This is a genomic window from Psychrobacter sp. NPDC064578, assembly GCF_044901245.1.
GTDB lineage: Bacteria > Pseudomonadota > Gammaproteobacteria > Pseudomonadales > Moraxellaceae > Psychrobacter > Psychrobacter cibarius_C.
In genome coordinates this window covers 21,275-34,842 of sequence record NZ_JBJDPI010000016.1, presented here as the reverse complement: position 1 = coordinate 34,842, position 13,568 = coordinate 21,275, and the positions used below count along the sequence as shown (strand labels likewise).

General features: G+C 42.4%; 11 protein-coding genes. 7 read left to right on the top strand and 4 right to left on the bottom strand.

Annotated features, from left to right (window positions below):
• The 4 genes from ACI2JM_RS14365 to ACI2JM_RS14350 all read right to left on the bottom strand — a co-directional run.
• Positions 1 to 1,146: Ig-like domain-containing protein (locus ACI2JM_RS14365; RefSeq protein WP_404645077.1), on the bottom strand; the 1,146-nt coding region annotated here is incomplete at its 3' end.
• Positions 1,147 to 1,204: 58 nt separating this feature from the next.
• Positions 1,205 to 2,176 carry an OmpA family protein gene (locus ACI2JM_RS14360; protein WP_404645075.1) on the bottom strand — a complete coding sequence of 324 codons (972 nt, stop codon included), beginning with the start codon at positions 2,174 to 2,176 and terminating at the stop codon, positions 1,205 to 1,207.
• Positions 2,177 to 3,133: 957 nt separating this feature from the next.
• On the bottom strand, positions 3,134 to 3,802 hold the full coding sequence (locus tag ACI2JM_RS14355; protein WP_404645073.1) for a cupin domain-containing protein: 669 nt from the start codon (positions 3,800 to 3,802) through the stop codon (positions 3,134 to 3,136).
• A gap of 125 nt (positions 3,803 to 3,927) precedes the next feature.
• Positions 3,928 to 4,791, bottom strand: a complete 864-nt coding sequence (locus ACI2JM_RS14350; RefSeq protein WP_404645071.1) for a universal stress protein — start codon at positions 4,789 to 4,791, stop codon at positions 3,928 to 3,930.
• A 297-nt stretch (positions 4,792 to 5,088) separates the two neighbouring features.
• Between ACI2JM_RS14350 and ACI2JM_RS14345 the strand changes: the two genes are divergently transcribed.
• The 7 genes from ACI2JM_RS14345 to ACI2JM_RS14315 all read left to right on the top strand — a co-directional run bounded on the left by ACI2JM_RS14345 (position 5,089) and on the right by ACI2JM_RS14315 (position 13,559).
• The gene (locus ACI2JM_RS14345; protein WP_404645069.1) at positions 5,089 to 5,622 is read left to right on the top strand and encodes a DUF2058 domain-containing protein; all 534 of its coding nucleotides are present in this window, start codon (positions 5,089 to 5,091) and stop codon (positions 5,620 to 5,622) included.
• 377 nt (positions 5,623 to 5,999) lie between these two features.
• Positions 6,000 to 6,404: a hypothetical protein gene (locus ACI2JM_RS14340; RefSeq protein WP_404645067.1), complete on the top strand. Its 405-nt coding sequence runs from the start codon at positions 6,000 to 6,002 to the stop codon at positions 6,402 to 6,404.
• A gap of 260 nt (positions 6,405 to 6,664) precedes the next feature.
• Positions 6,665 to 8,851 carry an FAD-dependent oxidoreductase gene (locus ACI2JM_RS14335; protein WP_404645065.1) on the top strand — a complete coding sequence of 729 codons (2,187 nt, stop codon included), beginning with the start codon at positions 6,665 to 6,667 and terminating at the stop codon, positions 8,849 to 8,851.
• A gap of 51 nt (positions 8,852 to 8,902) precedes the next feature.
• Complete coding sequence (locus tag ACI2JM_RS14330; protein ID WP_404645063.1) at positions 8,903 to 10,210, top strand: ABC transporter substrate-binding protein; 1,308 nt, start codon at positions 8,903 to 8,905, stop codon at positions 10,208 to 10,210.
• Positions 10,207 to 11,967: an ABC transporter permease gene (locus ACI2JM_RS14325; protein ID WP_404645061.1), complete on the top strand. Its 1,761-nt coding sequence runs from the start codon at positions 10,207 to 10,209 to the stop codon at positions 11,965 to 11,967. The genes ACI2JM_RS14330 and ACI2JM_RS14325 overlap by 4 nt, the downstream gene beginning before the upstream one ends.
• 117 nt (positions 11,968 to 12,084) lie before the next feature.
• Positions 12,085 to 12,717: an ATP-binding cassette domain-containing protein gene (locus ACI2JM_RS14320; protein ID WP_404645059.1), complete on the top strand. Its 633-nt coding sequence runs from the start codon at positions 12,085 to 12,087 to the stop codon at positions 12,715 to 12,717.
• A gap of 206 nt (positions 12,718 to 12,923) precedes the next feature.
• Positions 12,924 to 13,559 (top strand): CDP-alcohol phosphatidyltransferase family protein, encoded by a 636-nt coding sequence (locus ACI2JM_RS14315; protein WP_404645057.1) that lies wholly within the window; start codon positions 12,924 to 12,926, stop codon positions 13,557 to 13,559.
• The last annotated feature ends 9 nt before the right edge of the window (positions 13,560 to 13,568 follow it).

Sequence of the window (13,568 nt, the reverse complement as noted above, 5' to 3'; positions counted from 1 at the left end):
GACAACGTCTACGTTGCCATCAATATCAATTTCTGCGGCGCTGAGGAAGCCGTCACCATTGCCAACGGTAATGTCGGTTGGGGCATCAGGCGCGGCGGTGTCTTCTGCCAAAATATCAGTAGGCTCAGACTTATTCCCCGCTATATCAGTGGCCGTCACAGTGATAGTCTCACCATCGACTAGTGGCATATCACTGGTGTCCACCTCATAGTTACCGTCTTCGTCGGCAGTCACTGTATAATCAGGATCACCATCACCATTTGTGTCTACACTAACAATGGCATCCGGCTCTGTAGTTCCTGTAATAAGCGTACCTTCAGGATTAATCTCAGCGGTTGGCGCATCAGGCGCGGTTAAATCAGGAGCTACTATATTGGTGGAATCAGAAGTATTCCCTGCATTATCTATTAAGGTTGCTTCTATTTCTTCTCCATCTACTTGCGGTGGAACCAAGTCAACTTCAAATTCACCATTTTCATTAACTATACCTTCCCCAATGGTAGTACCATTTGGATCTGTGATTTCAACGTTGGCACCTGGCTCACCCTTACCCGTTACTTTACTACCATCTTCACTGATTACTAAATCTGTTGGCGCATCGGGAGCTGTGATATCAATTGAAGGCCTATTGTCATTATTATTGTTATCATTATCACTACTACCTAGAGCAGCGCCTATTAACCCTACTCCTGCAAGACCAACTAGCCATGGCAATGCATCAAAGCTCTCAGCTTCTGTAGCACCTACCCACCAAGGAGTCGCTTGGGCATTCCCACCTAGCGCCTGACCTTGTATATCACCCATCTGTAGCTCAGTGACATAATCTGCCACTTCACCTGTATCAGGAACATAGTAATAATAACTACCATCTTCAGCGAAGCCAATGAGCGCGCTATCAATATCATCATAGAATCCTTCAATAATGAGATCAGGGTCTAGACTGTCATTTTCAAAAGAAATATGAAGATCTTTATCTATTCGCTTAGTAACAATATGGTTCGGAGCTCGACCAGTTGCTTCATCAAGGAGCTCATAATTAATTTTATCGGCGGCTTTTATTGTAGTAGGTGTGCCCTGCTTTGTGACGACCTTGTGTTCAGCAACCGTTTCATTTTGCGTGTTTACTTTGACAGTGATAGTGCTCATAAAATCATCCTTGATTAATTAATTCTAAATGAAATAAGTATCAATTTAGAATGATGAGTTAATTTGGTTGGTTGTCTTGGCTAACAGTAGCAACAACTCGGCGGTTATTTTGCCGTCCCTGCTCAGTGTCATTGGTATCGATAGGCATAGACTCACCATAACCTATAGCGCTTAAACGCATAGCTTCAATACCATATTGATCTATTAAAATATCTTTAACGAGGTTTGCACGGGACTGAGAAAGCTTGAGATTATAACTTTCAGACCCTCTGCTATCGGTGTGACCTTCTAAGGTAACGTCCGATTTTGGATAAGAATGAATAAAATCCACCATACCATCTAGCACAGCATGATTATTACTTGTCATATCTGCACTATCAAAATCAAACAATATATTGAATTGCTTAGGATTTTTAATTTTTATTTGATTGTTAGTCGAAGAACTTTGGAGAGAGGTTTGCGGTAGCATTTGGTTTGCCGTATTACAGTTTGATAAAACACGGCTTATTTGATGGTTTTGACGCATACTTTGATTTAATAATGACAAGGCTTCATCAGCTGATACTTGCTGAATAGTAGGGTTACCTGCCTTTGATAGACTTATTTTTAAATACGTCGTTGTTTGAGGTATAAGCGGATAACTCTCAGAATAAGAAACAATCTTACCGCTTTCTTTATCTAAGATAGAAGCACTGATAAGCTGAGAGCCATGGCAAATAATTTTTTCTGAATAATAACCATTCTGTAGACTGGTATGAAAAACCTCATCACGCCCAATACTTATATTGATATTATTTTGATTCTCACTATCATCAGCATGACGAAAAACAACAACCCTACTCTCACTGGCTTTCAAATTACTGTCGATGGGTACGCGGAACAATTCGCCATTTTTATCCCACATAGCTTGTTTAACTTGATAATGAGAGTCAGAATTAAATGACATTCGCTCATTTTTTACCGTTTGACAGCCTAATAGGCTCATTGCTGCACAAAGTGTTACTGGTAATAGTAAATTTCTGCTATCCATAGCATTTCATCCTAATAAACGAAAAATTCAGTAAAGTTCTATCCCTTTATTTTCACCTTAGTATTTCTACATAACCAAACAAAAAAATCTAATACGCTTTTTTATAAAGCGCTTACTCTTTTATTATTACCACAACATAAACTTTATTATAGCTCGCTATATTTTTATTGCAATCATATATTTTTTTTAAATTCTATAAATATTCTTATATTCGAATATAAAAAAAACTGTTTGAGCTAGCTTTGTATGATCAATCATTAAATCTATGAAAATCATTAATTGGCATAACCTACTGTTTATTCTTCGCTTTTTATCATTGAAATCAATTTATTCAAATATGTGAATATACAAGAATAGATTAACTCCTATAGGTTTTTTTAATAACTGAGGATGCGTTTTTTACCACGGAGATATAGGGGAATTAAGATCGTTTCTCATGCAGGAGTGCTTAGGTGGTAGCTGAATTTTTTCGACGTAAATATTTAAAAACCGCTAAGTGAGTGCCGCTAAGTGAGTGCCGATAAAGCGATAAGGTATAAAAAGTTAGATGAGAAATCTCAATCAATGACTCAGCATGACGACTTATCGCACTATCTCGGTAGAGAAAGTGTCGTTGTCTAGGATTTTTTATTAATAAGAAGACCAGTAAACGAAAGGAATGGTTGTTGGAAAATACCCGTTAGACATGGCTATTCAACAATTTTTTTTAATAGAAAAGCTATATAGGTATAAATAAAATTTATGATTAGTCGAATATTATATATTGAATAATATATGAAATGGTCATTGTCACTTGATACTCATGGAGATAGGATTTTTAGTGGAAAGCGACTTTGATAGTGCGGCATTGATTGTACGTAGATAATATAGTGCCTAAAGCCAGCGTGAATAATCTACAACCAAACAACTTGGTTATGGATTATTCACGCACACCGCATGCTCAGCTCAGAAAAATGCTTACAACCCTATCACTTGCATTAAATGACCTGTCTTGAGATACACTGTAGCTCCTTCAGATCCTGCCTGTATTTGCGCATGCTCACCTGCTGGCAGACGTATCCAGCCGCCGCGCTGATAAACTTGACCCTCATCTATCAACTCGCCTGCTAACACCAGTATTTCTGCACCGCCACAGACTGCCTCATTAAACAGTAACTCGCCTGCCTTGATACGCTGCAAACTCACTTGCTCATTATCACCTGAGAATAGAGGACAAACATCACGGCTGCCCTGTTGTTGCCAATGAGCCTTATCTTTAGTATCGATAGCCACATAATGAGGTTCATCAGCTGGCATTTGACGTAGCTTGACGAAAATCACTGTGCCTTCATCACTATAAGGCTTGTGTCCTGAAGTCGGTGGATTGCGCAAATACCACCCTGCTGGGTAATGTTTGTCATCTGCAGAAAAAGTACCTGACAATACTAAAATCTCTTCACCACCCGGATGTAGATGGTGCGGAAAATAAGAATTGGGCGCATAGCGTACAAGGCTAGTGGCACGTGCTTTTTCTGCACCCACACGGTCAAGCATCACGCGCTCTACCCCATTTTGTGGTGACTTAATCCACTGGTGTTGCTCAGTTATAAGGGCAGCTCGGCGAGTAAAGTCTGCATTAATAAGCATAAAATCATGTCCAAAAATAGTATGATGAGATGATCCTTTAGCAAACGTCAGATATGATTATTGAACGTTATCGACAGCTAAAGGCGCAATGATTGCACCTCGCTATTATAAACCTTACCGAGTTTTCAACGTACTAAAATCACAGGAGATAGCGTGCTGGCGATAATTTCTGTCGTGGTACTACCAAGAAATAATTGTTGCAATTTCGAATGTCCATAAGCACCCACTACCATGATATCAATGTTGTTTTCTACCTGAAACCTTAACAAGCCGTCGACGGCATCGGAGGCAGATAAATGATGCGCCGCTACGCTAAAACCTGCGTCCTCCAATTGTGCCGCTGCGGCGCTTAAGCTTTGTTTTGACGCGTCGTTATGATTGCCTATCATGACGATATGACCTTGCAATCCTTTTAGCACAGGACTCCTCGCAACCATCCACGCTGCTTTAATAGCCGTTTTGCTACCATCAAAAGCTATCATATATGAGCTGGGTTCTTTGAACGTCTCTGAGCAAATTAATATAGGAACGTCAGATGCGCGGGCAACGGTTTCGATTTGGCTACCGATATTAATACGGCTGCTTTTGTGATCTTCACCTCGGCGTCCCATGACGATGGCACGATTTTCTGCTTTAAAATGTTCAATGGCAGGTAACAGCTTGCCGCGACGTTGATAGATACGAATATCGACTTGAGTAAAGTTGCCTTGGATATGGCTTTTGGCGTCTTGCACCAAAGCATTACTATAATTGTTCACCACCTTCGCTCTTTGCTCGTCTAACTGCGTCAATTCTTCTAATAGAAACTGGCGGCTATTGACTCCTATTGCGCCTGACAAATCGCGTCTGGTCGAGGCTGGAACCTCACTCACATGCAACAACGCTACAGGTAAATTTAACTTACTGGCATACCATGCTGCATAGTCACAAACCGATTCGGTCACTGCCGAGCCGTCTATACAGGCTAAAATGTGCTGTGATGTTGTCATATTCCGTCCTTAAATTTAACGATTTAATCCTATACAGCTTTCTATACCCACTATAAATATGGTCACCGAAAAACATAGTTACCAAAGTACATGGTTACCAAAAAATATAACGGCAAAAAAAGCGTATCCATTGCCTTGATAATAACCAATTTAAACGGCTTCAGCCAGCGATGTGTGCCCACTTCTACCATAATTAAAAAAAGTCTTGTCATCGTCTAACAACATGCCGTAGCGAATTTTGCTACAATGGTTTTTTAGCATTTATGATTTAAGTATCCTTATCTAGGTGATGGAATTATGGCAAAAAATGCCCTACAGGCTCAGTTATTAAAAGCGGGATTGGTGGATAGCAAAAAAGCCAAGAAAATCAGCAAGCAGACTCAGCATGCCAAGCGTACTGGTGACTCAGAAAGCATGGAAGCGAAAAAAGCGTTGGCAGGAGCCCAATCGAAAAAACTAGAGAAAGATCAAAAGCTCAATCAAGAAAAGCAACGTATTTTAGAAGAGAAGATGCTCAAGGCTAATATCGTACAGATGATTAAGCAGCATCAGATTGCCGATACCAATGGCGATGTTAATTATCAATTTGTCGATAATGCTAAGGTTAAAAAAATCTTTGTCACTCAAAAACTATATGACCAAATCGTCGCCGGTCATGTGGTGATTGCACGCTTAGAAGAAGGCTATGCCCTCCTTCCTCGTCCGTTGGCAGATCGCATCGATGCAAAAATGGAGGGCTTCATGGTCGTGTCTAACGATACATCAGAAGAAGTACTGGCAGAAGATGATCCTTATGCCGCCTATGTGATTCCAGATGATTTGATGTGGTAACCGCTTAATTTCATCATACTTATGATGTCAGCGAAAAGCCTTTCATGGATTATATCAGTCTATGAAGGGCTTTTTATTGTACAAAAAGCGACCACCTTTAACCAAGCATTGCTGCTTTGGTTGAAAAACGTAACGATGCTCTGGAACAGTAGCATGCTTGAGGCTACGAACTTGAACAACCATTCAATAACAACTACAATGCGGTTTATTGACTTACTGAGCGTTAGTATTTTGTCTAATTTTGAGTAATCACTCAAAACAAACACTTTATTCATGCTTACTGCCTGACAATAGTAGTCATTGCCATATATTTCATTGATTAGACTTGCCAAACTCTTTTGCACTCACTTTTAACGCTTATTAAGAAGAAATAACTTATGCCAAAACATCTCCCTCTTTCACTGTTATTGCTTCGACTGGGTATTTTCATTGTTTTTTTAGTCTGGACTTTAGATAAGCTTATTAATCCTGATCATGCCGCAGGCGTTTTTTCTAGTTTTTATGGTTTTGAAAGTATAGGCGACACCGTGTTTTATGTCATTGGCGCGGCTCAATTCATCCTCATTCTGTTGTTTGTCACAGGATTATTCAAAACTTGGACTTACGGCATTATCTTGCTACTTCATGCGATTTCGACGTTCTCAACCTTTGGCTTATATCTCAAGCCTTTTGATAACTTGCTGTTCTTTACAGCATGGCCGATGTTGGCTGCGTGTTTGGCGCTTTTCTTAATGAGAGATTGGGATACCTTAACCTTGGGCAAAAAAGTTTCTTTAGCCTAAACATCAGTCATGTTTGTCGTTAGATTGGGCTGGATTGAACATGCAAGAATATAAATACTAGCCTACGAAACTCAAGCTCTATACTATGAAGACTACTGAGTGAGCTGTTTTATTGTATATAAATGCACAAACCATGCAAAAAACTTAACGCAATTGTCGTTACCACTAACTTGTCATTACCACTAACATGGTCAAGGTTCTTAATCATAAAAGAATGACGATGACTTTAGCCTTCGCTCTACTAATTAGCCGGATATTTTATGATTAAAAGAATATTGTTAATACTGTTAATATTAATATTAGCAGCAAGCTTTTTCTACTTTGACCTCAATCAATTATTGACGCTTGACGGTTTAAAAGGGTCGATGACGCAATTTAACGACTACAAAGCGCAATCACCATTATTGATTATCGGTGGATTCTTTTTACTTTATATCGTCGTCACCGCCCTCTCCTTACCGGGTGCCGCTATTTTAACCTTGGCAGCTGGCGCATTGTTTGGTTTATGGCAAGGCTTATTGGTCGCCTCATTTGCCTCCAGTATTGGCGCGACACTCGCCTTTTTAACCTCACGCTATTTACTGCGTGATACGATTAAACAGCGCTTTCCTGAGCGCTTAGCAGCCATTGATGCTGGCGTCGAAAAAGAAGGCGGATTTTACTTATTTACCCTGCGCTTAGTGCCGATATTTCCGTTCTTTTTGATTAACCTATTGATGGGTGTCACCGCGATTAAAGCGAGGACATTCTACTGGGTAAGCCAAATCGGTATGCTCGCTGGCACCTTCGTATATGTCAATGCAGGTACGCAATTGGCGCAAATCGACAGTTTGTCGGGGATTTTATCGTTTAATTTGATTGTCTCATTTGCGTTGTTAGGTTTTTTCCCATTAATAGCAAAAGGCATATTAAATATGCTAAAAAAACGCCGCGTCTATAAAAACTATAGCAAACCTAAAAAATTCGACCGGAACATGCTCGTGATTGGCGCAGGTGCTGGCGGGCTAGTCACTAGCTATATCGCGGCGACCGTCCGAGCAAAAGTAACCTTAATCGAAGCGGGCGAGATGGGCGGTGACTGCTTAAACTATGGCTGTGTACCCAGTAAAGCCCTGATTAAAAGCGCAAAAGTCGCAGAACAGATGCGCAATGCTGAACGTTATGGCTTGGAAAACACACCACCAGAGTTTTCATTTAAGAACGTCATGACCCGCATCCATCAAGTTATCGCTGACATCGCGCCAAATGATAGCGTCGAGCGTTATACGGACTTGGGTGTCGAAGTATTAAAAGGCTATGCCAAACTCATCGATCCGTGGACAGTAGAGATTGCGCTAAACGATGGCGGCACGCAAACACTCACCGCACGTTCCATCGTTATCGCTACTGGTGCGCGCCCATTTATACCAGACTTGCCAGGTTTGGAAGAAACCGGCTATGTGACCAGCGATACCATATGGAATAAATTTGCCGAATTAGAAGCAGCACCGAAAAAGCTGGTGGTCCTTGGCGGCGGGCCAATCGGCTCTGAGCTGGCGCACGCCTTTGCACGCTTAGGATCCGATGTGACCCAGATCGAAAGAGGCGCGCGTCTCATGAAAAAGGAAGACGTGGAAGTCTCTGAATTTGCGCAGAAAGTGCTCGTGGAGAGTGGTGTGAATATCTTAACCTCGCATCAAGCGATTCGCTGTGAAGCTCGCAATGGTAAAAAGTTCATTATCGTTGAAGCGCAAGGCGGCAGTACCGACAAGCAAGACCGTCAAAACAAGCAAGAAATCGCTATTGAATATGACGAATTGCTTTGTGCCGTTGGACGTAGTGCCCGCTTAGAAGGTTATGGTCTTGAAGATTTGGGCATCGAAACGGAGCGTACCATCGACACGGATGACTATCTAGAAACCCTCTACCCTAATATATACGCCGCAGGTGATGTCGTCGGCCCTTATCAATTTACTCATGTGGCTTCCCATCAGGCATGGTACGCTGCCGTAAATGGTTTATTTGGACATTTAAAGAAGTTTAAAGTAGATTACCGCGTGATTCCGTGGACGACTTTTATTGATCCAGAAGTCGCACGCGTGGGCTTAAATGAGCAAGAAGCTATCGAAAAAGGTATCGATTTTGAAATTACCCGCTACGACTTTAAAGACTTAGATCGCGCGGTGACGGAAAGTGCTAATCATGGTTTTATCAAAGTCATTACGCCTAAAGGCAAAGATAAAATACTTGGCGTGACCATCGTCGCTGAACATGCTGGGGATTTAATGCCAGAATTCATACTGGCGATGAAGCACGGCTTAGGACTAAATAAAATACTCGGCACTATCCATATGTATCCAACGTGGGCAGAGGCTAATAAGTACGCTGCTGGTGAATGGAAACGCAATCATGCGCCCGAAACGGTATTAAACTGGCTTGAGAAATACCATACATGGCGTCGAGGTTAGCTGGGTTTTTATTCACTGCGCTAAAAACATATCATCATAACGGAAACTTAAATGTACGTTATTAAATCTCTACCAGCTTTGACCACGTTAAAAAATCTAAGCTGCTATAGCGCCTATGCTATGGTGCTTAGCATTTGTGTTGGTATATCAGCAAGCACTGCCTCACCCACTACTGGTAACCTTAATCAAAATTTATCATCTTGGCAGCAAATAGAGGCGCAAGGGGAAAACCAAGACGTCTACTTTTATGCATGGGGCGGTGACCCGCAGATCAACGCCTATCTACAGTGGGCCGCCAAGCAAGTCGACGATAAATATAATATTAACTTGGTTCATGTGAAATTGAGCGACACCAGTGAAGCCGTCAGTCGCGTACTCGCAGAAAAATCTGCCAATAACAACGATAAAGGCAGCGTTGATCTCATCTGGATAAATGGCGCAAACTTTGCCACCATGAGTGAGAATTCATTATTACTGAAACAATGGGCGAACAAGCTCCCTAACTTTGCATTGACCGATCCAGAGAATAATCCTACCGTTAACTTTGATTTTGGTGTGCCGACCAATGGTATGGAAGCACCATGGGGTCAAGCCTCACTAACCTTTTATTACGACAGTTTATCAACGAATAAGCCACCAACCACTTTAAATCAGCTAGTCAATTGGACCGCGCAAAATCCTGGACGCTTTAGCTATCCAAAGCCGCCTGACTTTTTAGGCATGAGCTTTTTAAAATATGCCTTAGTCATGCTGCACGAGCAACATGATGCTAAGACAGGCAAAAATATCAACGCACAGCTCAACCTGCCAGCCACTGAGCAAAATACAGATATGGTATTAGCCCCTTTATGGGCATTTTTAGATGATTTACATCCCACTCTATGGCGCAAGGGTGAGCAATTTGTGCAAACGGGCGCGCACATGCGACGCTTGGTCGATGATACCGAGCTGAGTTTGGCCTTTACTTTTTCTGCACCTGAAGTACCCGCGGCCGTGCAGCGTTATGACTTACCCGAGAGCATTCGTAGCTATGCAATGAGTGATGGCAGCTTGAGTAACACCCATTTTGTGGCCATTCCTTATAATGCCAGCCATCCGCAAGCCGCGCAGCTGGTGGCAAACTTTTTGCTGAGCCCAGAAGCACAGGCTAAAAAGCAAACGCCTGCTGTATGGGGTGATAAAACCGTACTCGTGCAATCTACGCTTGACCCTGAGCAACAAGCGCTATTCAAGACTAACAAACCGCATCCGAGCGCCCTACCGGTTGACGCGATAAAACGTACCGTAAATGAACCAGATCCAAGCTGGGTTGATGCCATTATGCAAGGCTGGCAGACACGTTATGGGGTCAGCCCATGAGTAAAGATTCTAATAATAAAACGGCTGATGCAAGCACTAGAACGATAGATCCTTATAAAACAGATCTATTTACGCGCATTGTATCTTTGAGTCCGAAACTTTTACTGCTACTGCTGATATTACCCGTGCTCGGTGGTTTGCTCAGCGTGCTGTTACCTGCCTTTAGCTGGGTACCTGCCCTTGAGAAAACGACCATGAGTCTACAAGGCTTTAACGATCTTTGGCAGACGCCTGGTCTTACCCAAATGGTAGCGTTAAGCATCGCTACTGGATTAATCAGCACCTTATTCGCTTTTGTCATGACCTTAATGATATTGGCGGCATTTTTTAATAGTGTTTGGCTAACGCGTATTGAGCGTTTGCTGAGCCCAATCTTGGTCATTCCTCATGCAGCGGCAGCCATCGCGGTTGGTTTTTTAATTGCGCCTTCTGGTATGTTTTCACGCCTTATCTCACCATGGCTAAGTGGCTGGGAGTTGGCGCCAGGCGGTATGTTTCCACATGACCCGTACGGCATCAGTATTATTTTAGGTTTGACGTTAAAAGAGCTGCCGTTTTTATTACTTATGGCACTAGGCGCTTTGGCACAACCAGAGCTTGGTAAAAAGCTGCGTCAACAATATAAAGTCGCGCTAAATCTCGGTTATTATCCCATCACTGCCTTTTTTAAAGCCGTACTCCCAATCCTCTATCCTTTTTTACGTTTGCCTATCTTAGCCGTGCTTGCCTATGCTAGTGCCAGCGTAGAAATGCCATTGATATTGGGTCCAAACACGCCACCTACACTGGCGGTCACTATCATGCAGTGGTTTAACGATGTGGATTTAAACTTACGTATAAAAGCCTCGGCGGGCGCGTTATTACAGCTGGCGTTGACGGGTGGTTTAATCGCCTTGTGGCTTGGTAGCGAGAGAGCGATAAAAACTTGCTTTAATGGCACGTTGATAAATGGTAAGCGCCACTATGCCGATGCACTCTGGCAAAAAATCACCGCCGCGTTGACCACTGTGGTGATTGGCTTTATCTTGCTGGCGCTCGTTGGTCTGGTCATGTGGTCAGTAGCTGGTTTTTGGCGTTTCCCAGCTGTATTGCCAGAGCAGTTGGTGTTATTAAATTTTCAAAGCGCCTTTACGCAAATGAGTACGCCATTATTTAATACCATTACGATCGGTATCGTGAGTACCCTATTCGCCATCGTGCTGACTTTATTATGTTTGGAAGCTGAACAATTAAGTAAAAAACCACTCTCAACTTTTACCAGTTTAATTATCTATTTGCCGCTATTAGTGCCCAGTATTGCCTTTTTATTTGGCTTAGTATGGCTACAGCAATTGGTAAATAACCAAACGGCATTTTTGAATGTGGCGTTTACGCATCTGCTCTTTGTGCTGCCCTATGTGTTTTTATCACTTGCCAGTAGCTATCGGCGTCTAGACCCACGTTTTGCTCATGTGGCGGCAAGCCTTGGTGCGACACCAGCCAAAGTATTTTTACAGGTAAAATTACCACAATTATTTGCGCCGTTGTTAATTGCCATTGCCCTTGGTTTAGCCATTAGCTTTGGTCAATATTTGCCGACGTTATTGGCAGGCGGCGGACGAATCGCCACCATCACCACCGAAGCGGTGACTCTTGCAAATGGTGCCAGTAGGCGCACCAGTGCGGTGTATGCCATCATCCAAATGGTGTTACCGTTAATTGGCTTTATATTGGCATGGGTATTGCCGAAGTATTTCTTTAAAAGTGGCACTCGTTAGAAATAATATCTATAAGCGCTCCACTTTAAAGAAACAGCCTACGTTCGTCCATATTAAGTTAAGAGTCAGGTAGCTGTGAAAATATCAGTTGTTAAAAACGTACATAAAGGGTCCTTGATGCAATCATCTTTACAGATAAAAGACTTACAGTTATATCGACAAGGCACGCTACTACTCAGCCTAGATGAGCATATTGCTGGTGGTGAAATATTGACTGTCATGGGGCCATCTGGCAGTGGCAAATCGAGCTTATTGAACTGGCTGACAGGTACCTTACCAAATAGTTTTACCGCTACTGGTGAGGTCTGGCTAAATTATGAAAATGTAAGCCATCTGCCGACGCACCTGCGCCATATTGGGGTACTGTATCAAAATGCCCTGCTGTTCTCACATTTATCGGTCGCGGATAATATTGCGTTTGCGATGCCTAAAAGTGATAAAAAACAGCGTAGTGAAAAAATAGAACAAGCGCTGGCACAAGTGGGTTTAGCAGGCATGGGAAGTCGCCATCCCGATAATTTATCAGGTGGGCAACAAGCACGAGTTGCACTACTGCGTACTTTGCTCAGCGAGCCAAAAGCGATACTACTCGATGAGCCTTTTAGCAAGTTAGATACCCAACTTCGAGTAGACACGCGTCAATTGGTATTTGAGCAAATCCGCACTCATAAACTCCCTGCCATCATGGTTACGCACGATCATAGCGATGCTGAGGCCGCAAAGGGTAAAGTGATTCATTTAGATCTATAGTTTTAGGCCTATGCTTTTAGATTTAGAACTTAAAAATCAAAACAAAATATAGCTAATTCACTTTAAAACCGAGACGGTGCTACTGGAATAAATTTTACTTGCTTGCTGTGTCTACGCTGACAGAGGCTGAGCAAAATTTATTCCAGTAGCATGCAGATATTATCGTATCGATTTTATTTAGAACTTATCATACAAAAGGCAAGCGCATGCTAGATAAATTTCTTACGCCCATGATTAAGCCGATACTAAGCCCTGTCGTCGTTGTCTTGCATAAACGCGGTATTACGGCTGATCAACTCACGGTGGCAGGCTTTTTAATCGGTATGTTAGCGGTGCCGTTACTCGCATTTGAGCTTTGGTATGGCGCACTGGCAGCCATTGCATTAAATCGTATTTTTGATGGTCTTGATGGCGCTTTAGCCCGTTATGCAAAGCAAAGCTCAAGCGCAGGCGGCTACTTAGATATTACGCTCGACTTTCTCTTTTATGCAGCAGTTCCGCTGGGTTTTATCTTGGCAAATCCTGAGCAGAATGCCATTGCTGGCGCTTTATTACTGGCCACCTTTATTGGCACAGGCTCTAGCTTCTTAGCGTTTGCCATTGCTGCGGAAAAGTTTACACTGGATAAACCACAGTTTAAATATAAAAGCTTTTATTACTTAAACGGTTTGACTGAGGGCACCGAAACCATCGCACTGTTTGTCGCCTTTTGCCTGTGGCCACAGCACTTTGTATTACTCGCCAGCATTTTTGCCACTGCCTGCGCGATTACGATTTTTACCCGTATCCATGGCGGCTACCATACCCTTAAGCAGCTAGAAATAGATAAAAACAGTATATAAATAGAATAA